The sequence below is a fragment of the Rhodobacteraceae bacterium Araon29 genome, assembly GCA_039640505.1.
In the GTDB taxonomy this organism is placed as follows: domain Bacteria; phylum Pseudomonadota; class Alphaproteobacteria; order Rhodobacterales; family Rhodobacteraceae; genus CABZJG01.
The window spans coordinates 857,684-879,599 of record CP046865.1 but is presented as its reverse complement, the minus strand read 5'-3'; the positions used below and the strand labels follow the sequence as shown (position 1 = coordinate 879,599).

At 48.8% G+C, this 21,916-nt stretch carries 18 protein-coding genes; 15 read left to right on the top strand and 3 right to left on the bottom strand.

Going from position 1 to position 21,916, the window contains the following annotated elements:
* Position 1: 1 nt before the first annotated feature.
* From GN278_04055 to GN278_04015, 9 genes are all read left to right on the top strand, one after another.
* Complete coding sequence (locus tag GN278_04055; GenBank protein ID XAT62536.1) at positions 2–979, top strand: SIS domain-containing protein; 978 nt, start codon at positions 2–4, stop codon at positions 977–979.
* Positions 976–2,058, top strand: a complete 1,083-nt coding sequence (locus tag GN278_04050; protein XAT60058.1) for an SIS domain-containing protein — start codon at positions 976–978, stop codon at positions 2,056–2,058. The genes GN278_04055 and GN278_04050 overlap by 4 nt, the downstream gene beginning before the upstream one ends.
* Positions 2,055–2,963 (top strand): ROK family protein, encoded by a 909-nt coding sequence (locus GN278_04045; protein ID XAT60057.1) that lies wholly within the window; start codon positions 2,055–2,057, stop codon positions 2,961–2,963. Before GN278_04050 ends, GN278_04045 begins: the two co-directional genes overlap by 4 nt.
* On the top strand, positions 2,956–4,254 hold the full coding sequence (locus GN278_04040; protein XAT60056.1) for a tagatose-6-phosphate kinase: 1,299 nt from the start codon (positions 2,956–2,958) through the stop codon (positions 4,252–4,254). Before GN278_04045 ends, GN278_04040 begins: the two co-directional genes overlap by 8 nt.
* Positions 4,255–4,262: 8 nt before the next feature.
* The gene (gene nagA / locus GN278_04035; protein XAT62535.1) at positions 4,263–5,375 is read left to right on the top strand and encodes an N-acetylglucosamine-6-phosphate deacetylase; all 1,113 of its coding nucleotides are present in this window, start codon (positions 4,263–4,265) and stop codon (positions 5,373–5,375) included.
* 147 nt (positions 5,376–5,522) lie between these two features.
* Positions 5,523–7,259 (top strand): adenylate/guanylate cyclase domain-containing protein, encoded by a 1,737-nt coding sequence (locus tag GN278_04030; protein XAT60055.1) that lies wholly within the window; start codon positions 5,523–5,525, stop codon positions 7,257–7,259.
* 280 nt (positions 7,260–7,539) lie between these two features.
* Positions 7,540–8,067, top strand: coding sequence for a GNAT family N-acetyltransferase (locus GN278_04025; GenBank protein ID XAT60054.1), 528 nt, complete (start codon positions 7,540–7,542; stop codon positions 8,065–8,067).
* A gap of 761 nt (positions 8,068–8,828) precedes the next feature.
* Positions 8,829–10,031, top strand: a complete 1,203-nt coding sequence (locus GN278_04020; protein XAT60053.1) for a Rieske 2Fe-2S domain-containing protein — start codon at positions 8,829–8,831, stop codon at positions 10,029–10,031.
* A 188-nt stretch (positions 10,032–10,219) separates the two neighbouring features.
* Complete coding sequence (locus GN278_04015) at positions 10,220–10,462, top strand: cupin domain-containing protein (GenBank protein XAT62534.1); 243 nt, start codon at positions 10,220–10,222, stop codon at positions 10,460–10,462.
* A 20-nt stretch (positions 10,463–10,482) separates the two neighbouring features.
* On the opposite strand, the gene GN278_04010 is transcribed toward GN278_04015, so the two are convergent.
* The 3 genes from GN278_04010 to GN278_04000 form a co-directional block, all read right to left on the bottom strand.
* Positions 10,483–11,793 carry an FAD-dependent oxidoreductase gene (locus GN278_04010; GenBank protein ID XAT60052.1) on the bottom strand — a complete coding sequence of 437 codons (1,311 nt, stop codon included), beginning with the start codon at positions 11,791–11,793 and terminating at the stop codon, positions 10,483–10,485.
* The gene (locus tag GN278_04005) at positions 11,790–13,877 is read right to left on the bottom strand and encodes an NAD(P)-binding protein (GenBank protein XAT60051.1); all 2,088 of its coding nucleotides are present in this window, start codon (positions 13,875–13,877) and stop codon (positions 11,790–11,792) included. Before GN278_04005 ends, GN278_04010 begins: the two co-directional genes overlap by 4 nt.
* Positions 13,878–14,001: 124 nt before the next feature.
* Positions 14,002–14,706, bottom strand: a complete 705-nt coding sequence (locus GN278_04000) for a DUF861 domain-containing protein (GenBank protein ID XAT60050.1) — start codon at positions 14,704–14,706, stop codon at positions 14,002–14,004.
* A 348-nt stretch (positions 14,707–15,054) separates the two neighbouring features.
* On the opposite strand from GN278_04000, the gene GN278_03995 reads away from it, so the two are divergent.
* From GN278_03995 to GN278_03970, 6 genes are all read left to right on the top strand, one after another.
* On the top strand, positions 15,055–16,164 hold the full coding sequence (locus GN278_03995; protein XAT60049.1) for an extracellular solute-binding protein: 1,110 nt from the start codon (positions 15,055–15,057) through the stop codon (positions 16,162–16,164).
* Between the two features lie 87 nt (positions 16,165–16,251).
* Positions 16,252–17,406: a polyamine ABC transporter ATP-binding protein gene (gene potA, locus GN278_03990; GenBank protein XAT60048.1), complete on the top strand. Its 1,155-nt coding sequence runs from the start codon at positions 16,252–16,254 to the stop codon at positions 17,404–17,406.
* Positions 17,403–18,368, top strand: coding sequence for an ABC transporter permease subunit (locus GN278_03985; GenBank protein XAT60047.1), 966 nt, complete (start codon positions 17,403–17,405; stop codon positions 18,366–18,368). Before potA ends, GN278_03985 begins: the two co-directional genes overlap by 4 nt.
* A complete protein-coding gene (locus GN278_03980) occupies positions 18,361–19,200 on the top strand; it encodes an ABC transporter permease subunit (protein XAT60046.1) in 840 nt (279 codons plus the stop codon). Before GN278_03985 ends, GN278_03980 begins: the two co-directional genes overlap by 8 nt.
* A 122-nt stretch (positions 19,201–19,322) precedes the next feature.
* Entirely contained in the window at positions 19,323–21,395 is a 2,073-nt protein-coding gene (locus tag GN278_03975) for an NAD(P)-binding protein (GenBank protein XAT60045.1), read from the top strand.
* 29 nt (positions 21,396–21,424) lie between these two features.
* Positions 21,425–21,907 carry a hypothetical protein gene (locus GN278_03970; GenBank protein ID XAT60044.1) on the top strand — a complete coding sequence of 161 codons (483 nt, stop codon included), beginning with the start codon at positions 21,425–21,427 and terminating at the stop codon, positions 21,905–21,907.
* Positions 21,908–21,916: the final 9 nt, after the last annotated feature.

Sequence of the window (21,916 nt, the reverse complement as noted above, 5' to 3'; positions counted from 1 at the left end):
AATGGCCGCAGAAATCGCACAAATCCCTAGTGTTTTTTCCAAACGCGTGTCCCGCTCAGTTGATCTGGACAGCCAATTTGATGATCTGCAGGCCATTTATACGGTCGCAAGAGGGTCTTCTGATGCAGCGGCAAATATACTCTCTTATGAATGGATGCGCGAGCTGCAATTACCGGTCACATCGCTTCCTCCGTCAGTATTTTCCTTGGGCACCGGCGTCCGTCTAGATCGCAGCGCGTGTTTGCTTATTTCCCAATCGGGCGCCAGTGAAGATCTGGTTAAATCTGCCCGCGGCGCGCGGGCGCGCGGCGCGAAAGTTGTGGCCTTAACCAATCAACCCGGATCAGCTGTCGAACAGGCAGCCGATATCTGTGTGCCGCTCGATGCAGGCCCCGAATTTGCCGTTCCTGCAACCAAAACAGTGATTGGCTCTATTGCTGCCGGCATGGCCATTCTTGCCTCACATAGCCCAGACTACGCCGCCATCTGCAAAAGAGACGCAGCCGAGGTCACCAAAGTAGCAGGCCAGCAGCACCCCGATTGCGAAACCATTATTCATGGGCTCATAAGATCGCAACATATATATGTAATTGGACGAGACACCGGCTTTGGGGCCGCGCAAGAAGTTGCATTGAAACTTAAAGAATGCTGCGCGTTACATGCAGAAGCCTATTCGGCATCTGAGGTCTTGCATGGGCCGTTGCAACTGGTCACGAAACCATTGACAGTGCTACTTTTGGATACCGGACTAACAAGCACCCAACAAAGTTTGGATCGAGCAGAGGAAAGGTTTCGAGCGTCAGGCGCTAAAGTGTTTCGCATCTCGCCTATAGATGTTGACGTACCGATTTTATCACCCGCCGCATCCGCCGCAATACTACTTTACTTGGTCTATCCGATTGTAAGACAAGTTGCACTGGCTCTTAGCCTTGACCCCGACACACCCCAAACGCTTTCCAAAGTGACCAGCACATTATGACAGCTCATACTGATATCCTGCCTTGGGCAACCTGGCGTGAAACTCTTTCACAGCCGGATATCTGGCGCCAATGGGCAACAGAATGTCCTTTCCAAGAGCTGCGCAACTGGATTACAAAGCAGCGCTTCGATGAAATTTGGTTTTGCGGTGCTGGAACTTCGGCGTTCATCGGGGATATTCTGGTTGCCGGGTTGGAAGGACGGGCAACACCACCCCTTCGGGCAGTGCCCACAACTGATATTGTGGCCCGGCCAAAAGACTATTTGAGCGGCCGTAAAACACCACTTGTGGTGAATTTTGGTCGGTCGGGGAACAGTGCCGAAACTTTGGGCATCCTCGATGCTTTAGACAAATTGGCCCCCAACGCGCCGCAGCTTAATATCACCTGCAATCCCAAAGGGGCTTTGGCCTTGCGCGGCAATCATGCCAATCACCGCCTCGTTCTGCTGCCGCAGGAAACGCACGACAGTGGGTTCGCAATGACGGCAAGCTTTTCCACAATGCTTTTGACAGCGGTTGGGATATTTGATGATGGCGCGGTTTTGGAAGAACTGCTGCCCGCTCTGGCGCAGGAATTTGATCGGTTACTGCCCGCGTTTTGCGACCTTGCGCGCGCCAAGCCACAGCGTATTGTCTATGTCGGTTCGGGGCCCCTAGCCTTTGCCGCCCGCGAAGCTGCGCTTAAAACGCTTGAGCTGTCCGCAGGCCAAATACCAGCGATCTGGGATAGCACATTGGGGTTTCGTCATGGTCCAAAGTCTTTCGTGCAGCCGGACACTCAAATCATGGTTTTTCTTGGATCGCACCCGCAAGCGAAGCTTTATGATGCCGATCTAGTCGAAGAATTGCGCGAACAATTTCCTAATAACCCAATTGTTTCACTCGGCCCCAGCGGTGATATCGACACCCCATCTTACCAGCGCGATTTATGGACCGTTCCGCTGGCCGTTGGATTGGCTCAGGTTGTTTCAATTCATTGGTCGCATCAACTTGGCTTGAACGTCGACGATCCCTTTGCCGGACAAGGCACCCTTAGCCGCGTGGTGTCAAACGTGCGTATCCATGAGGTGGCGCAATGATTGCAGCAGGCATTGATTTAGGCGGCACGAAAATCGAAGCACAGGTGTTTGATGCGGACTGGAACTGCGCCGAAAAACAACGCAGTGCAACACCGCAAACCTATGCCGGTCTGTTGACAGCCGTGGCCGCGCAAGTGAGTTGGATAGAAAAGAGCTATCCGGGATTGCCCATTGGCGTTGGCGCGGCCGGCTTAATCGCGCCACGCACCGGGCTTGCTCTTACGGCCAATCTGCCTGCTTCGGGCAAACCATTCCCCAAAGATCTGGCGCGCGCATGCGGTCGGGCGATAACCTATCTAAACGATTGCCGCGCTTTTGCTCTTTCTGAGGCGATTTTCGGAGCTGGTCGGCCCTTTCGCACAATGGTCGGGATTGTGTTTGGCACGGGCAATGGCGGCGGGGTTGTCGTGGATGGGCAACTTTTGTCCCCAAGCTTGGGCGTCAGCGGTGAATTCGGCCATATTTATGCCCCCGCCCATCTTGTAAAAGCCTATGACCTGCCGATCGTTCAATGTGGCTGTGGCCGTATGGGGTGCATTGAAACGCTTGTCTCAGGCCAAGGCATGTCAAGGCTTGCACAAGCGCTCACCGGCCGCTCTGTGCCACCTGCTGATATCGCAACCGCGCGGCACAATGATCCGCAAATGGAAAAGGTCTGGAAGGTCTGGTGCGAAATCGTTGCTGAGCAATTTCTAGCCTTTGATTACATTTTGAACCCAGACGTTATTGTTTTGGGGGGTGGGCTTTCAAATATATCCGGGATCTGTAATGACCTAAGCGCAGCTCTGCAAAACGCCCAGTTTAAAGACTTTCCCATCCCCAAATTACTTTTGGCGCAGGGCGGCGATGTCAGCGGAGTGCGCGGGGCAGCCTATGCCGCCTGGCAGGAGGCGCAAAATGGTTAATGCGCTGTTGGATATTGTCCATCGGAACCGCGCCGGTGAAAGCATTGCGATCCCTTCGGTTTGCACGGCCCACCCGGGTGTTTTGTGCATTGTCTTAAAATTTGCCGCCGCCGAAAACCAGCCGGTTGTCATAGAAGCCACCTCAAATCAGGTCAACCAAGAGGGCGGTTATACCGGCATGACACCCAGCCAGTTTGTCGCTTTCGTGTCGCGCTTGGCGCTCAATGCTGGCGCTGATCCAACCGCCATTATTTTTGGCGGCGATCATTTGGGGCCGCAGGCCTGGCGCAATTTGCCCGCCGAAGAGGCAATGGCCAAAGCAGATGTGATGATCCGTGAATATGTTAAGGCCGGCTTTTGTAAAATCCATTTAGACTGCTCAGAAGGCTGCGCGGGCGAACCTACGCAAGTGGATGAGCAAACCGCCGCCCAGCGCGCAGCGCGTTTGATGTCTGTTGCATTAAGCGTCAGTGAAAACCCTGAGGGTTTAACCTTTGTCATCGGCACAGAGGTCCCGCCTCCTGGCGGTGCCAAAGTGGACAGCCACGGCGATATCGCGGCCACCACCCCAGAAAGTGCAGCATCGACACTGCAGGCCCATGAGAGCGCTTTTTTGGATGCCGGGCTTGGGGACGTGCGGGCTTTGGTTTCGGGTCTTGTGGTGCAGCCGGGTGTCGAGTTCGGACCTATGACGGTCTATCATCTCCCCCTAGAGCGCTCCTTTGATTTGCGCTCGGTCATGATGCGCTGGCCTAATTTGGCACTTGAAGCCCATTCAACCGACTATCAAAAGCCCGCGGCATACCCGCGTCTTGCCGAACTGGGTTTTGCCTATCAAAAAGTTGGACCCGCCTTAACGTTTGCTTGGCGGCAAGCCGTTTATGCCTTGGATCAAATGCTGTCGTTTCGAGACGGATCAGCGCCGATTGTCAGCCCGGTAATGGAGCGTATCATGCTTAAAGACAGGGGCGCATGGCAATCGCATTACCATGGCGATCCAGATGCCCAGTTCGCACAGCGGCATTTGGCCTTGGCGGATCGTATTCGCTATTACTGGCCACACCCTGACGCACAGGCCGCTGTGAGCGCATTGTTAGCGGCGCTGGAAAGCCGAGATTTAAGCCGTGCTTTAGTCGAGCAATTTTTCCCCACCCCTACAATCAACCGCGCCGAACTGGGCAGGGCTTTGAACGCTGCGACATTGATCGCCGCCAATGTAGAGCAGAGTTTAAAGCCTTACTTTTTCACCACAGAACGCCGGGCGACACCTGCACAAGAGAGGTCAGAGTGATGACGCAGATGAATGGATGGATAAAACCTACGTGCATCTTTGACGGTAATGATCTTCTATCAGGTCACGCAGTGCGAATTGAAGACGGGAATTTGGTTCAGATAATGCCTGTGGATGAAATGCCCAACACCGCTTCGGCGGTTGACTTGAGCGGTATTTTGACACCCGGTTTTGTGGATTTGCAAGTCAACGGTGGCGGCGGCGTCTTGCTTAACAATCAGCCCAGCCACCAAACAATGCGTCAAATTCTTCGCGCTCATCGGCGCTATGGCACAGTCGCCGTTTTGCCGACCGTCATCACCGATACCCACGAGGTATTGCACGCCGCGGTTGACGCCGCCCTAGAGGCAAAAGGGGAAGCTGGCATCATTGGGCTGCATATCGAAGGCCCCCACCTCGCCATAAGCCGCCGCGGCACCCATGCAAAAGAGCATATTCGCCCCTTTGATTCCGAAACCCTTGGCTTGGTGAAAAAACTGCGCGACTCTGACATTCCTGTCATGATCACCGTAGCGCCCGAAATTGTGGGTAAGACAGTGATTTCAGATCTCGCCGAACTGGGGGCGGTTGTGTCCATCGGCCACACAAATGCCACCGCAGAAGAAGGCCGGATGGCGCTTGCAGAGGGGGCGCGGTGCTTTACCCATTTGTTTAACGCCATGCCGCCCATGATCAACCGAGACCCGGGCGTAGTCGCCGCCGCCATAAATTCCGATGCCTATGCGGGGATTATTTGCGATGGGTATCATGTGTCTGACGACCTTATAAAAATGGCCTTACGTGCGCGGCCCTGCCCCGATCGCATGTTCGTCATTTCAGACGCGATGCCAACAATCAGCGGCCCTGAGCATTTCAAGCTTTATAATGCAGAGGTGAAAATAAAAGGTGGGCGGTTGATAAATAGCCAAGGCAATCTGGCCGGTGCGCATATCACTATGTCGCAAAGTGTCAAAAGGCTCATTGAAAACATCGGCCTCTCCCCCTCTGAGGCCCTAAAGATGGCGATCTCAGTGCCCGCTGCAGTTATCGGAAAACCTGAACTCGGCCTATTATTAAACCGCCCTATTGGAGATTTAATAATACTAAAAGACAATTTTGAATTTGACAGATTTGCCTTTTAAAAGTTTCACGCCAAAACTGTTTTATTTGCAAATGAATTTTTATCTAAATATCTTTTCAGTTTTTTTGTGACTCCCACATAATAAATATGTAATAATTTAATATACGGATTAACTTATTTAGTTCTCATTTTTATTCGGGGCTTCACTATGCGAGAAACAACAGTTTTGGCGTTAGATGTGGTTGGGTTTTCAAAACAAGTTGCTGAAAACCCCACGGTGACCATCGATGTATTGTCTGCCCGAAGAAAACGCATCCACAGTCTTGTCCTTTCCATGAGTGGGCGTGTTTTTAATGAGGCCGGCGATAGCATTGTTTCAGAATTTGCAGAAGCGGATAAAGCCGCACTTTGCGCAGTGGCCATTCAAGAAGAAATGGCCCGTCTAAATGCCGGATCACCCACAGAACGGCGGATGATGTTTCGTGCAGGTATCAACTATGGCGCAGTCATGGATGCAGATGACAATGTGTTCGGGGACACTGTTAATGTCGCGGCGCGGCTTGAAGCCGCCTCGTCTCCCGAAGGGGTTTATGTAAGCAAAAGTGCTTTTGATAAGCTGCTGTCAGAAACCCAAAGTTCCTTTGCCTATTTGGGTGAATTAAGCCTAAAGAACATTTCAAACCCGACAGCTGTTTATATGTGGAAATCAGGGTATCAAATGGGGCGTTATGGGGCCTCAAACACTGAAAAAGTTGTCAATGTCGAAACCCTGCCCGGTTCAATTGCGGTATTACTTTTAAAGAACCTCAGTTCTGATGAAGAGCAGCAATATTTCTGCGAGGGCGTTTCAGAAGATCTAATTAGTGCTTTGTCCCGTTATAAATCTCTGCGTGTAACTTCAAGCAATGCCAGCTTTGCTTTTCTTGCAGGTGAAAAGTCACTAAAGGAAATCGGGCAAGCCTTGTCTGCCAAATATATATTGTCAGGCGCTGTTCGCAGCATGGGCAACCGTGTTCGTGTTAACATCAAATTAGATAACTCGGAAAACAGTCAAACCATTTGGTCAGAGAAATTTGAAACCACCAAAGAGGGGATTTGGGAATTAGAAGAAACCTTGGCATCGACCGTTGCATCAAAACTTGTCGGTCAAGTTGAAAAAGATGAGGTGCGCTCATCGGCCAATAAACCGCCAGAGGATGCACGTGCGTATGATCTTGTTCTTCAGGGCCTGAAGCATCACAGAAATTCGATTATTTCGCGCGAAGATGCGCGCAAGGCCTATGACCTTTTCAGCAGAGCCGTGGATATTGATCCAAACTATCCAAGAGCGCTGGCATGGAAAGTTTGCTCGACGGCCAACCTATCATCTTGGGAACCCGAGATTTTAGGCCCTAACTGGATGCAAGAGGCATTAAAAAGCATTGAGAAAGCCCTTCAACTTGACCCTGACGACGCTGAGGCGAACAGGATCATGGGCGCTATGCAGTTGTCAAATGGAAACTACGAATCTTCATTGGCGCATCACCGCCATGCCTGTAGTCTTTGCCCCTCTGATCTATATATTGCTGCCAAGCACTGCAAAGTACTAATGTATGACGGCCGATTGGACGAAGCTCAGAACGAATTGGATCGGGCGAAAAAAATAAATCCAACGGCGTCTGATCTGCTTTACGAAATAGAAGGTGTATTGAAATTCTGGCAACATGACCATCAAGCCAGCGATGATATTTTCAAAAGAATAAAGTTTCCAGATCCAATTATATCTGTATTTGAATCCGCCAATAATTACCATTTGGGTCATGTTGACCTAGCGGCGGGAAAAGTGGCGGAAATTGAAACAGATTATGGGCTTTCTGTCGAACGGTTGATCCGAGACGAGCCTTATCGAAAAGATGAAATGAAATCCATGCTCGAGCCAATTCTTAAATCCAGCGCCTTGGTGTGAAGCAGATAACAGCCACATAAGCTAAATTGTAAAGACAATCACCTTTGCGCATTTGCAGAAAATACAGGATAATTTGCACCACATGTTTCTATTAATAGAAAAGCGTTTGAAGCGCGTATCAATCAAAACCTCCTTTTAAGCCGAGTTTACAAGAAGGCCAAAATTTTAATCCACTTAAATTTAGCTTGGATCGCTTTGGCTATACCTACATAAATAGCGTGTGTCACCCGATGACCGCATCAGAAACGGCCATCTGAAATTCAAGATTTGGGTAGATCAAATGAAAATCGAACGTATCGAAGAAATGCGGCTGTCAAAACGCGACGACAAGGCAATTGGGAGCTTGCTTGACGGATCCTTTGGCGTGGATTACGGCACACGCAGTTTTTTTCAGCAACGCCACCACATTCGTCTTTTGATGCGTCAAAAAGCGGCTGTCATTGGCCATATGGGCATTACCATCAGAGCCATAAGAATGGGCGGCAAACTTTTAACCATTGCGGGTCTGGGTGATGTGGCAACAGATATAAGCTATCGGGGGCAAGGTATTGCAACGCAGCTTCTGCATCGCGCTATTAAAGAGGTTAAATCCTCTCAATGCGCGTTTTTCTTGCTCTTTGGCAACCGGCCTCTTTATACAGCATCCGGTTTTAAATCAGTACCCAATAAAGTCAGGTGTACTTCTTTGATCGGTGTAAAAACCGGTGAAGTTATTGAATTAAGCGATAGCGAATTGATGGTGATGCCCCTTGGATCAATTCTTTGGGATGAGGCCACAGTGATCGATCTAGTAGGTCACGCGTTTTAGATTTGCCGATAAACTCAAAGGTTAGGGTTTAAGCCAAGCATAGCAGCAGCGTCTTTACCCCAGTTTTGCCCTGCAGCAGAAATGCAACAACCATCCAAACGCCGCTATAATATGCGTTTGAGCCGTTGATAAAACGGTCAAGGTAAATTATCCGATACTCAGGACGAACCCGCGCCGGGGCATGTATCTAGGATACCCCCCAGATTGCCTCGGCGCCCGTTCAAATTAAAAGGGCGTCCTACCACCTGAAAGGTTATAGAACGCCCTAGGAAAACTACTGCTTCTGAGCCGTTAATCTACCTATACACTGTTCACCAGCTTTTCAGAGCGAACTCTAATCTTCTGGTAGGACGAACCTCATACAAGCAGCAACTCGGAAAACGGTTAACCTCTAATCTCGACAATTTAGCTGATGTTACTCGGCCTCCTTGCTTTAATCTTTGATTACCCCCCAGTTGAAATCCTAAGATCATCGTGTCACGAAACATGTTTAAATCAAGATAAAAAATCATATTTCTTGAGTTTCTCGGGCTTATCCACAGAATTGTTTATCTTATCCATAGGTTCTCCACAGGCAGAGATCATTTTGGATCTGTTTTAATCCATTTTTTCCCGAATCACTGTGTGCGATTACATTCTGATCACCCATTACATCTAATAAATTGCCAAGCTTAACTGCATTTACGCAACGACAGAGGATTTATGTTTGAGCGCTTAAATAACACTTGCTATAGATTTGTAATTGGCAAAGGGGAAATAGGATGAATTCCAGAAATAAATCCACGTCATCTCCAAATACCTGGGATCGCAGCGGGCTTCCAGCGTGGAGTTTTTTTAACAAAGAAATGCTGGAACAGGAAAAAGAGCTTCTTTTTCGCCGCCATTGGCAGTTGATTTGTCACCAAAGTGATATTCCGGAACCGGGCAACTTCATAACATGCGATTTCGTCGATGAACGCGCATTAATCATACGCGGCAAAGACGATCAGATACGCGCCTTTCATAATTTGTGCCGGCATCGCGGATCGCGGGTTGTTGCCGACGAAAAAGGCAGCTGCAGATCAGCAATTATATGCCCTTTCCACGGCTGGGCTTATAATCTTGACGGGACATTGCGAGGCGCAGCGCAGCCCGCGTCTCTGCCTGATTTAGATCCTATAAAATACGGTTTGAAACCAATTGAGATGGAAAATTGGAACGGGTTTATCTTTGTGAGGTTTCAACCGGGGCCACAGCCTTCCATTCGTGAAATTCTTGCGCCATTTGATGCCGAGATTGAGCAATATGAACTCTCCGATCTATTGCCATCTGGCGATGATTACTGGACAGAAGATGTTGCTGCTAACTGGAAGTGCGTGCGCGATGTCGATAACGAAGGCTATCATGTCCCTTTGGCACATCCGGGGTTGCATGACCTTTTTGGGTCAAACTATCACGACGAGCCCTTTACCAACGGAACCGCACGATCTGTGGGCGCCTTTCGCGAAGGAAAAGGCCGGTTATGGAGCGTGCAAAACTATAAGAAAATCCTAAGCCACAAGGAAGGGCTTGATAAAGAGCATCAAAATTGCTGGCTGTATATTGGAGTATTTCCAAATCTTGTCTTCGGACTCTACCCAGACTCGGTCATTTTTTATCAAGAATTCCCCGTTGAAAACGGCAAAACCATTCAACGTGGTGCATCATATAAATTTCCAAACGAAGACAGACAAAAACGGCTTTCTCGGTATCTGAGCATGCGCATCGATCGGTATACCTCAAAGGAAGATGAGCAATTGATAGAATGGACTTGGGAGGCCGCCTTCTCAAGTGGATATGACGGTATCATTCTGTCAGATTTAGAATACGGGGTGCGCAGTTACCATGATGCACTGCGGGTCTATTTTCCTATTTTGGACGCACCAGAACCCCCTCAAGGAAAGCTTGAAGAAATGAATAAGGATTTGCTTGCCAGTAATCCATAAATTAGGCCAGAGTTGAGAAAAGTGATAACCAACCAATAAATGAAAGGGAACATTGAGGTGAACGGGAAATGAAACCAGTAGCAGCGAAAGATCGCCGTGTCGTCAACATCAAAGACGCCAAGTTCACCCCCTATGATCCCGAAGAAACCGGGGAAAAGGGTACTTCTTTTCTAAAACTCAATCCTGACATGCCACCAAATTTAGGTTTCTACATTTATAAAATGGAACCCGGTGCAAGCTCTGCGCCGCATCGCCATGGGGGCGCGGAAGAATTTTATGTCATCGAAGGCGAGCTTAAAGATCATGATGGATCAATCTACAAGGCCGGCGATGTGGTTTGGCTTGCCCCGGGAAGCGAGCATAACTCATACTCGGAAAAAGGCTGCACTGTTGCTGTATTTTCTGAGCACTCAGAAGAGCCACCTGATTAGGGTACCAGCCCCCTTTTTGGTTAGGGTTGCAACGTATCCATCATTCGCTTCCACGTCAGCGCAATGGTTATGCCGCTGCCTCTAAACTGATTTAGAGGAACTTTTTTTACTGGTGAAATAGGCAGAAACTCATTGTCCTCAATTTCGCCCAAACAGTGTTTGGCAAGAATTTTCCCAAATGTGGTTGTCATGGCAACCCCGCGACCATTAAAGCCAAGCCCACAGAATATACCGCCGGCCAATTTGTGAATATGGGGAACGTGATCAAGGGTTAAGGCAACTCGTCCGGTCCACAAATGCTGTAACTCAACGCCTTTGATATCAGGAAAAATTTCATATAGACGCCGAATACCAAATGAGAATTTATTTTGGTCAATTGACTCGATTTGTGCATTGGTGCGGCTGCCAAAGATAAGGCGGTTTTGCGCATCAAGCCCAAACCAAGATAACAGTCTTTGGGTATCCGCAACCCCTTGGCGGTTTGGTAAAATTTTATCGCAAAGCTCATTTGGCAATGGGTTGGTTGCAACCACCCCTGTCAGCACCGGCACCAATGATTTTGAAAGGCCCGGCCACATATTGCCGGTATAGCCGTTGGTACAGACCACTATGGTTTCTGCTTTAACCCGTCCTTGCGTGCTATGAACCACCCAAGCTTTATCGACCCGTTCAAGCGATAAAGCCGGGCTGTCCTTATATATATGAACACCATTCGAGACACAGGCTTTCGCAAGTCCTCTTGCATATTTTAGCGGATGAAGAGTGCCGCCTCTTTTATCCAGCAGGCCCATATAATATGAACTGGTTCCAACCAGTGCCGGAATTTGATCCCGATCAAGCTGGCGCACGTCAACATCCCTTGCACCCCATTGCGTCAAGTGAGCTTTGATTGTTTCTGCGCCCTTGGGGCCTTTGGCAAGCTGTATCCAACCTGTCTTTTGCAGATCACACTCAATCTTATATTTGTCCACGACATCATAAAGAACTGCCGGTGCCTGCCCCACCGTTTTTATAATCTGCTTCCCTCTTTCTGGGCCAAACCGCGCGAGTATTTCATCGGGCATGATTTTTAAGCCTGGGATAACCTGACCGCCGTTCCTTCCAGACGCGCCCCAACCGGGCTCATGGGCATCTATAACGGTTACTTTTTTGCCGCGCTCAGACAAATGCAAGGCGGTTGAAAGCCCACAAAAGCCCGCCCCGATAACCGCAACATCGGCTGTTACATCTTCTTGCAATACCTCATAATCAGCTGTTCTTTTTGAGGTCACACCCCAAAGCGACGTATCAATATGGCAAGAGGAATTATACCAAGCATCAGTGTCGGTCATATGCGCGGGCTTTCCAAAAATTTGTGAGTATCAAAGTCATTTTCCCTTTTGAAAAGGGCGTGGTAATCGGTTGGTGTATTCAAATTGCGCGCGTATGCGTGCCCCGAGTATACCGCCATGGCGATTGTGCCCGGTGCAAAGCTATCGCCAATTCTGGTTACTGATTGAACCCCATGATCTGACCACTGCTGTGGAATTTCCATGAGCTCGCTGTGTAAACCATCTGTGCTTTTACGCGAAGTAACTGGCACGATTGCATCAACGTCTACTGCTGTTTCAGCACCAATATAAACGCACGCTAATGTCACCGATTTCTGGTTGACTGATTTCACAGCGTGATTGCAGATAATGGCCACGCCCAGTTCGCGAAGCCTGGTTTGAATATGTGCGTTCTCAAGCGTGTTGTGGGTCCAACTTGCGATATCCGCGTCTGGTGTCACCAGCACCACCTCATGACCAGCTTCTGCAAGGTGCTCGGCAATTGCACTTGCCAGATAGTAATGATCATCATCATACACCATCACTTTTCCAGAAACCGCCGAGCCAGATAAAATTGTTTCGGGGGCCAGAACCATTTCAGGAGGGGCGCCCAGAATGGGTTGTCGGTGGTGCGCGCCAATAAAATTGGTCTGCCAGCGTGCCCCTGTTGCAATGGCAACGTGGGTGCACCCCAACTCAAGCACTTGCTCGGCAGTTAAGGCGCTATCCACATATGTTTCAACATTGCTGCGCGTTGAAAGCATATAAGTTCTATGATCTGAAACCCGCTTCCACTCAGCCAAAGGCTTTAAAGATGTCTCTTGAAGAACGCGGCCACCAAGTTCGGATGCGGCCTCTGATAGAGTGACATCATAGCCCCGGTTCGACAGCGCCAACGCAGCTTCAAGGCCCGAAGGCCCACCACCAACCACCAAAACACTATCGTTTGAGGCTGCTTTAGATATTTTCTCGGGGTGCCAGCCTTTGCGCCACTCTTCACCCATTGTCGGATTTTGAGTACATCGCATGGGATAGGCCACAAAGTCGCCCGAAGTGCACATATTGCAGCCAATGCACTCTCTGATTTCATCGGATCTGCCTTGTTGAATTTTATTTGGCAAAAAGGGATCTGCAATCGACGGCCGTGCGGCCCCGATAAGATCCAGAACACCGCGCTTAATCTGCGATACCATTGTGTCCGGCGAAGTAAAGCGCCCGACCCCCACAACCGGCTTGCTTGTGGTTTGCTTGACAAATTTGATGTATTCTTCTTGCGATCCTTCAGTGCCAAACCGTGATGGCAGTGAGTCATTCCCCCAATCGGCCACATTCACATCCCATAAATCAGGCAGTTCGGCCAAAGACCCCACAATATCCTGCGCTTCGGCTTTATTCATACCGTCTTCGCCAAGCAATTCATCCACCGCAAACCTGAGGGCGATTGCACAGTCATGCCCAACAGCATCTTTTGTATCTTCTAAAACCTCGCGCAATAATCGCACCCGATTGGTCAGATTGCCGCCATATTCGTCCGTCCGCTGATTGAAGCGTTTCAACAAAAACTGGAATAGTAGTGTCATAATGCCATGCGCGGCATAGACGTAAATGATGTCATAGCCAGCCCGCCGCGAGCGCAGGGCTGCATCCCTAAACCAGCCCCGCAATGCTTTGATATCGGACTTGTCCATCCCTCTGGCTTGGGTCGAATTGGATGTTTCGGTTGGAGCTGCAGAGGGGGCAAGAGCCGGCATGCGCGATAAATAATTACTAACCGAAAGCCCATTATGCACCAGTTGAATGCCCGCAAGGGCATCATGCTCGTGGACCTTATTGACCATCAGTTCATGAACCGGAAGATCACTGTCATCCCATAGCCGCATCAAAGTTGCTGGTGTAAGGTCACTGGTTGGGTGGACTGAGCATTCTTCGGTGCAAACCACTGCCCAACCGCCTTCTGCTTTGACCCCACGCATTTCCGCCATTGTGCGCGGCCAGCGATGCCCCATCCCATTGCAATGCGGCACTTGATAAAATCTGTTTTTGGTAGTTTTGGGCCCAATTTTTACAGGTTCAAAGAGGATTTTATGATTTTCATCAGGTGACATATTCGTACTCATTAATAAAATTACCCCGTGGACCTGGCCAAATGCGGTCGCTATTTCCCCGCCTTGCTTGAAGTTGATATTTTATTTTCAGTTTAGCAAGGAGACATCAGGGACCCGCCGCTTGTCAATCCCCGTCGACGCGGCAGTAGAATTTCCTTACATCTCCCTTGAAGTGCCAGGAACATATTGTCCCTTGAGGGATGAAAAACACATCCCCGGGTGAAAATTCATGTTTTCTTCCTGACTGCTCAGTGATGAAAATTTCGCCCTCAAGCAGCTGCACGAATTCATTGACTGGAAAGGCTTGCATCACAGTTTGAAACGGCGTGCTGTTCCACATTCCAACGCGCATGTTTCCAGTATCGTTGACAAACAAGGTTGCATCTTTTTGCATCGGGTGTGTGCCAACAATCTCATAAGGAAACGGGCCATCAAGATTTTGCAACTTCGCGTTCAGTTCCTCTTGGATTAGGACAAATACGCCCTTTTCATCTGAAGACAGGCTATTGCCCTCTTGAGTTTGTGGACTGTAGGTTATGAAAAATTTCCTTAAGAACCCATTTTGTTTCCAAGATACTGGAACCCCGTTTCGAACACAAAATGCTTGGCCCTCTTTAATCAGGGTCTTTCCACCCTCTCGATCAATCATTTCGACCTGACCCTCTAGGATGCACATAAATTCATCTCCGGGATAGGGGCCAAACTTTTCTTGCATACTTGTTGTGGTCCAAACACCAACGATTAGATTGAGCAACATATTTTCATGATAAAGATGCCAGTGTTGTTCTGGCAAATCCGATTGAAAGTCATCAGCATCAAGGTCTAGCATCGACAAACCTTTACCAGCAGGGCCATCACGTTCGAGTGGAATAATTTTACAGCTTTCGATTGCGACAGTCCTTTCTAACTTGCGACTTCGGCTGCCGATCGTAACAATACCCTATAGAAGAAGTTTCCCTCGACAGAATTGATTGCAGCTATGCCCTTAGCAGCTTGACACATTTACTTTAACCAGAATAGCCTCTTAGGGAGTGTTCAATTAGTCAAGCTTTAAGGAAAGAACATTTCACGCCCGCTCAAAACTATATCATTCACTTTTGATGTGGTTAAAAAAGCGCGGATTAAGTGTGCGATCTCATAAACTGGGTATCGTAGATCAACAGAGAGGAAGTAAAGTATGAAAAATATTAGCCACTCAAAAATGCTGGCATGCCTTGCCGCGATTGGTGTACTTACCAGCGGACAGGCAATTTCAGAAGAGCGCGTTCTCAAGGTTACTAACTGGGCGGAATATATTGGCGAGGAAACCATCGCCAACTTTGAAGCCGAATACGGGATCAAAGTCATTTATGATACCTATGATTCCGCCGAAACCATTGATGCAAAATTGCTGGCTGGTAACAGCGGCTATGACGTTGTAAGCCATTCGGGCAGCATGACCGCGCGCCTTATCGCAGCCGGTATCGTTGCTCCGCTAGATATGTCAAAGCTGGACAATGTGAAAAATATGGATCCGGCAATAATGGAACAACTCGCCAGCGAGTGGGATCCGGGCAACCAGCATTTTGTGCCCTATATGTGGGGTTCACATGGTGTGACTTACAACAAAGAACTGGTGCTGGAAACATATCCCGATGCTCCTATCGGTTCGATGGATATGATTTTTGATCCGACACATATGAAAGAACTGGCCAAATGTGGCGTTTCATTCCTCGACTCGCCAGGTGATGTTGTCCCAATGGCACTAGGCTATCTTGGGCTAGATCCGAACACCAAAGACAAAGCTGACTATGATAAAGCTGGTGAAATGCTGGCAGCAATCCGTCCTTACGTCAAAACTTTTGATAACTATGCCTACCAAAGAATGCCTCAGAAAGAATTCTGTGTCGCCGTGACTTGGGGTCCAGATGGCCTTTTGGCAATGGCAGGTGCAGCCGAGGCAAACACTGGTGTGGTTCTCGATTTCTTCCTTCCAGAGGGTGAAAATGCAGCACAATTGTGGATCGATGGCTGGCTAATTCCAGCGGACGCAAGCAATGTGGAAGATGCGCATTTGTTTCTAAATTACATGATGCGTCCCGAAGTTGGGGCCGCTGACAGTAATTATACATGGTATGCGACTGCTAACTTGGCCGCAAAGCCAATGGTGGATGAGGAAGTTACCTCTAGCCCAGCGGCCTTCCCAACAAGCGCTCAGATCGACAATATGTATACATCTGCAGTTTTGGGACCAAAGGTTGACCGCATGGAAACCAGAGCTTGGACCAACTTCAAAGCTGGTAACTAAGTAAAACACATAGGAGGCGGGGTCTTTGAATAGGCCCCGCCACTAAAATTTATTTCAAACTCCCCTGACATTAATGAAAGGCTCGCAATGCTCGGTGAACAACTTTCCACTGATCAAAATGCCACTGACAGACCATGGCTGAATGCAGACGCAGAGCCACTGATTAGAATTCGTGGAGTTACCAAAAAATTTGGCGAGTTTGTTGCCGTAAACAATGTCGATCTAGATATTTACCAAGGCGAGCTGTTTTGTTTACTTGGCGGTTCAGGATGCGGAAAAACCACATTGCTAAGGATGTTGGCCGGGTTTGAAGTTCCCACATCCGGTCAGATCCTGATTGATGGAAATGACATGTCGGATGTGCCGCCCTATGAGCGCCCGACCAATATGATGTTTCAAAACTATGCACTTTTCCCGCATATGACCGTTGAGAAAAATATAGCGTTTGGTTTACAGCAGGACAAACTGCCCAAAGATGAAATAGAAGACCGTATCCATGCCATTTTGAAGCTGGTTGAACTTCAAGATTACAAGAAACGAAAACCTCAACAGCTTTCAGGCGGCCAACGACAAAGGGTGGCGCTGGCGCGTGCCTTGGTAAAAGAACCCAAGCTTTTGCTTTTGGATGAACCGCTTGGAGCATTGGATAAAAAACTGCGCGAACAAACCCAGTTTGAGTTGGCGAATATCCAAGACCAAGTTGGAATTACTTTTGTTGTTGTCACCCACGATCAGGAAGAGGCTATGACCCTATCAACGAGGATAGCGGTGATGGACAAAGGCGAGTTTATACAAATTGGCTCTCCAACCGAAATCTACGAATTTCCTGAGAACCGGTTTGTAGCTGATTTTATCGGGTCGGCAAATATTCTTGAAGGTCAGATTATCGAAGATAGCGCTGACCATCTGCGTGTCTCAACGGATATCGGCGAGTTAAGTGTCGAACATAACCAACCGGTCCCAAAAGGCACTCAGGTTTGGATTGCGCTGCGTCCTGAAAAAATTCACTTGAGTGCTGAGGCGCCCAATAAGCCACAGCCGAACCAGTCAAAAGGTATTGTCGACGATATCGGATACCTTGGGAATTCTTCGATTTATAAAGTCCGTTTGGAAAGCGGCCGCATCATTGATATCACCGCGCCCAATCAGGTTAGACCCAAAAGCCGCAGCCATGGGATCACTTGGGAAGATACGGTTTATCTAACCTGGGAATCCTCTAGCGTCATGTTGCTTAACAAATGAGCATGGAAACCTTGCCAAAACCATCGGGGGTTATTCCTGACGGGATTGTAAGCCGCACATTGCGCCAGGTGCAATCAGGATGGCGCAGCATTGTAATCGCAGTTCCTTTTGTATGGCTCTTTATTTTCTTTCTGGCACCGTTTTTTATTGTCGCCAAGATAAGTCTTGCTGAACTTGCCATCGCAAGCCCGCCCTTCAGTAAGATGATCGAATGGACTGACGGCACTATCATGACCATTCGCGTGGTGTTTGATAATTTTGCGTATATTTTTGATGATCCACTTTATGCGCGCACCTATATAAACTCTTTGAAAATTTCGATTGTATCGACGTTTTTCTGTTTGTTGATTGGCTACCCGATGGCCTACGGAATTGTGCGCTCTGGTCCCGTTGCCAAAAGGCTATTGCTGTTCTCGATCATCTTGCCCTTCTGGACTTCGTTTCTTTTACGGGTTTATGCATGGATGGGGCTACTTGCAGATCAGGGAACGATCAATGGTTTCTTAATTTCTATGGGTATCATCGATGAGCCTATCCGCATGCTCTATACCGAATTCGCAGTTTATATCGGTATCGTCTATACCTACCTGCCGTTTATGATCCTGCCACTTTATGCCAATATGGAAAAATTGGATGCGACCTTAAATGAGGCTGCCGCGGATCTGGGTTCAGGTCCGATTAATACGTTTTTCAAAATTACACTGCCCCTGACAATGCCCGGCGTCATTGCGGGCTCTTTGCTGGTGTTTATCCCAGCGACGGGTGAATATGTCATTCCTGATTTGCTAGGCGGCGGCAATGTGCAGATGATTGGCCGGCTGCTGTATAACGAATTTGCCCGAAATATCGACTGGCCTGTTGCCTGTGCGGTGGCCATTGTTTTGCTAATGCTCTTGGTTTTGCCCATGGCGATCTATCAGCACTACCAAGGCAAAGCTTCGGAGGGTGCAACAGGTGAATAATAAACGATCAAGATTCTTGAGCATAATGCTCATAACCGGGCTTACTTTTCTTTATGTGCCAATGATCTTACTGGTGATCTATTCCTTTAATTATTCAAAGCTGGTCCCGGTATGGGGCGGCTGGTCTACCCGCTGGTACTATGTTTTATTCGAATCTCAAGACGTCTGGGATGCAGTATCGCTCAGTCTAAAAATTGCAGTGATTAATGCCACTTTTGCAACCATTCTTGGCACCCTTGCCGGCCTTGCAATGGTGCGCTTTGGCAGGTTTCGGGGACGAACGTTATTTGGCGGCATGCTGGTGGCCCCACTTGTGATGCCTGAGGTGATCACTGGCCTGTCCTTATTGGTATTTTTCATCTCATTCAAACAGTTGATCGGCTGGCCAGTAGAACGCGGTTTTACCACAATTACCATTGCGCATATCACCTTTTCACTGGCTTATGTTGCCGTGATCATTCAGGCGCGGTTGACCGGCATGGGGCAAAGCCTAGAAGAGGCCGCAGCGGATCTTGGCGCTAAGCCATTTAAGGTACTTACAGCAATAACGCTTCCGCGTTTGGCACCCGGCATGCTCTCAGGATGGTTGCTGGCCTTCACCCTGTCGCTCGATGATCTCGTGATCGCAAGTTTTGTAACAGGTCCAGGGGCAAACACACTTCCAATTTTGATTTTCTCGCGCATCCGGCTGGGCCTGCGGCCAGATATTAATGCGCTTGCAACAATCATCATTTTATTCGTGGCTGTCTGCGTTGCGATTGCCGCTTTGATCATGTTCCGCCAGCAACGCCGTGAAGAAATGGACCAACAAATCGCTGCCCGAGAAGGTTAGCGAGCTAGCCAAAAAGGGCGCAGTCCTCAATGCTTTGGAATGCGCCCAACCTGATGGAGACTAATTGCAACTGCCTTTAAAATTCAAACCGAACACAAAGCGAAAATTTGTATAGTTAAGCCATGCGTGATCCTCGTTACGATATCTTGTTTGAGCCGATAAAAATCGGCCCTGTTACTGCAAAAAACCGATTTTACCAAGTGCCCCATTGTACTGGCAGTGGCTCGCAGCGTCCGCGTATTCTTGCCGGGCTGCGCGAAGTCAAAGCAGAGGGCGGCTGGGGTGTCGTCAATACTGAATATTGCTCGGTGCACCCCTCTTCTGATGATCCTCCGCACCCCTCGGCATCGCTTTGGGACCAAAGAGACATCAAAGCCCATGCCTTGATGACCGAAAAAGTACACGCCCATGGTGCGCTCGCAGGTGTTGAGCTCTGTCTGGGCGGGGCAAGGATGGCAAACCTGGAAACCCGTGAAGTTGCGATGAGCGCCGTCAGCATGCCGAATTTGGCAGGCAACCCTTTTCAAACGCGCGCCATGGATCTGGCCGATATCCGAGAAGTTCGGCGATGGCATAGAAACGCTGCCCTGCGCGCGAAAGAAGCCGATTTTGACCTTGTTTATATCTATGCAACACATGGGTATTTGCTCTCGCAGTTTATGTCGCCTGAGATGAACACGCGGGCGGATGCCTATGGCGGGTCGCTAGAAAACCGCATCCGGCTGGTACGCGAAATCATTGAAGATACCAAAGACGCCGTTGGGGATAAAATGGCCGTTGCAGTTCGGTTTTCCGCAGAAACCAACGGCGGGTATGATGGCGGTGATGGCAATCCAATGCCCGGTGAAACCGAAGAAATATTTGGTGTCTTGGGTGAATTGCCAGACCTTTGGGATATTAATATCAACGACTATTCCATCGAAATGGGTCTGTCACGTTTTGTGCAAGAAGGCGCGCTGGAACCTTATGTACGGACCCTTAAATCTATGACGTCCAAACCGGTGGTCAGTGTCGGCAGATTTACCTCACCAGATACTATGGTGGGCCAGATCAATCAGGGTATACTCGATTTAATCGGGGCAGCGCGCCCCTCTATTGCAGATCCCTTTCTGCCAAAGAAAATTGAAGAGGGCCGGTTTGAAGATATTCGCGAATGTATAGGCTGTAACATTTGTTACATGGGCGATGGAAAGGGCGTTCCCATTCGCTGCACACAAAACCCAACCATGAGCGAAGAATGGCGGCGCGGTTGGCATCCGGAAATCATACAATCGCAAAAATCAAATAGCCGAGTTTTAATTCTTGGGGCCGGCCCTGCAGGTTTAGAGGCCGCACATGCGCTGGGCAAGCGAGGCTATGAGGTCATGCTTGCCGAAGCAACGCGCGAGCTTGGTGGCCGCGTTTTAAAAGAAGCAAATCTACCCGGATTAAATCAGTGGATCAGAGTGCGTGATTATCGGCTTCAGCAGATTGAAAAGATGGATTGCGTCGAAATTTTTCGCGAAAGTAAATTAACGGCGCAAGAGGCTCTGGACGTGGGCGCAGATCATATTGCAGTGGCCACGGGGGCTACCTGGCGCCGGGATGGATACGGCGCCCATGCATTAGGCAAATTACCAAATCTTTCGCCGCAAGCCTGCGTTTATACACCTGATGATATTATGTCGGGAAACATGCCTAAAGGCTCCGTCGTCGTTTATGACGATGACCACTATTATATGGGATCAGTCATTGCCGAGCGTATTGCCAAATCAGGTCAAAAGGTCACTTTGGTAACACCGCAAGATACCATTTCCGCTTGGGGGTATTACACCTATGATCGCTGGCGCGCCCAAAGCAGATTGATGGAAATGGGTGTAAAATTAATTGTTTCCAAAACGCTCAAGGACTTTGGTGGTGGCCGAGCAAAGCTGTCCTGTACGTATACCGGTGCGGACACCTCGCTTGATTGTGCATCTGTCGTAATGGTCACCTCTCGCAAACCAAATGACACTATTTACACAGAGCTGTCCACATTGACCGATAGCAATCTGGATAAAGCCCCAAAAACCTTGAAACGCATAGGCGACTGTGAGGCACCGGCCATTATCGCCGCAGCAGTTTACTCTGGGCATCGTTATGCGCGCAATCTGGAAGAAAGTATTGATCCAGATAATCCGCTAAAACATGATCGCGTTTTCTTTCACGATACCTAGTCTCACAGAAGTTCAAAACCGAGCGATTTATGCTAGAAGAAAAAACAGCAACACAAGAATATTTGGACATTTTACTTCTTTACTTTGAAGAAGAAATTATTGGCGAAGGCTATTTTTTAGGTTTGGCGAAAAGATTTCCAGATCAAGACCGGTGCGAAAAGATGACGTATCTGGCTAAAGTGGAGCGCTGCGCGGCAGAGCGCGTTAGACCCTTACTTCAAAAATACGGCCTTAAGCCGCGCCTTGATACAGAGCTTTTCAAGTCTGCCGAAAAAGATATTGAGCAATCTTTCTCACTGGGTTGGATTGGTTTGATCGACCATATGGTTGAAAGCTATCCAAATTATATGCCCGAGTTCAAAGCGCTGGAAGCGATGGCTCCAAGTGAAGATATCGCCTATCTCAAGCGCCTTACGGCCCATGAGTTTGCTGCGATTGAATTTGCAACCCTTGAACAAGCCGGGGATAAGGACAGTCTAAGACCGCTGCTGGTTTATATTGCCAACGAATAGCAGAAGCGT

Coding starts and splice junctions, on each gene's coding strand:
- GN278_04025 (XAT60054.1), top strand. CDS start 7,540: ATGAAAATCGAACGTATCGAAGAAATGCGGCTGTCAAAACGCGACGAC.
- GN278_04005 (XAT60051.1), bottom strand. CDS start 13,877: ATGTCACCTGATGAAAATCATAAAATCCTCTTTGAACCTGTAAAAATT.
- GN278_04050 (XAT60058.1), top strand. CDS start 976: ATGACAGCTCATACTGATATCCTGCCTTGGGCAACCTGGCGTGAAACT.
- GN278_03995 (XAT60049.1), top strand. CDS start 15,055: ATGAAAAATATTAGCCACTCAAAAATGCTGGCATGCCTTGCCGCGATT.
- GN278_04045 (XAT60057.1), top strand. CDS start 2,055: ATGATTGCAGCAGGCATTGATTTAGGCGGCACGAAAATCGAAGCACAG.
- GN278_04055 (XAT62536.1), top strand. CDS start 2: ATGGCCGCAGAAATCGCACAAATCCCTAGTGTTTTTTCCAAACGCGTG.
- GN278_04015 (XAT62534.1), top strand. CDS start 10,220: ATGCCACCAAATTTAGGTTTCTACATTTATAAAATGGAACCCGGTGCA.
- GN278_04000 (XAT60050.1), bottom strand. CDS start 14,706: ATGCTAGACCTTGATGCTGATGACTTTCAATCGGATTTGCCAGAACAA.
- GN278_04030 (XAT60055.1), top strand. CDS start 5,523: ATGCGAGAAACAACAGTTTTGGCGTTAGATGTGGTTGGGTTTTCAAAA.
- GN278_04040 (XAT60056.1), top strand. CDS start 2,956: ATGGTTAATGCGCTGTTGGATATTGTCCATCGGAACCGCGCCGGTGAA.
- GN278_04020 (XAT60053.1), top strand. CDS start 8,829: ATGAATTCCAGAAATAAATCCACGTCATCTCCAAATACCTGGGATCGC.
- GN278_04010 (XAT60052.1), bottom strand. CDS start 11,793: ATGACCGACACTGATGCTTGGTATAATTCCTCTTGCCATATTGATACG.
- nagA (XAT62535.1), top strand. CDS start 4,263: ATGAATGGATGGATAAAACCTACGTGCATCTTTGACGGTAATGATCTT.
- GN278_03985 (XAT60047.1), top strand. CDS start 17,403: ATGAGCATGGAAACCTTGCCAAAACCATCGGGGGTTATTCCTGACGGG.
- GN278_03975 (XAT60045.1), top strand. CDS start 19,323: ATGCGTGATCCTCGTTACGATATCTTGTTTGAGCCGATAAAAATCGGC.
- GN278_03970 (XAT60044.1), top strand. CDS start 21,425: ATGCTAGAAGAAAAAACAGCAACACAAGAATATTTGGACATTTTACTT.
- potA (XAT60048.1), top strand. CDS start 16,252: ATGCTCGGTGAACAACTTTCCACTGATCAAAATGCCACTGACAGACCA.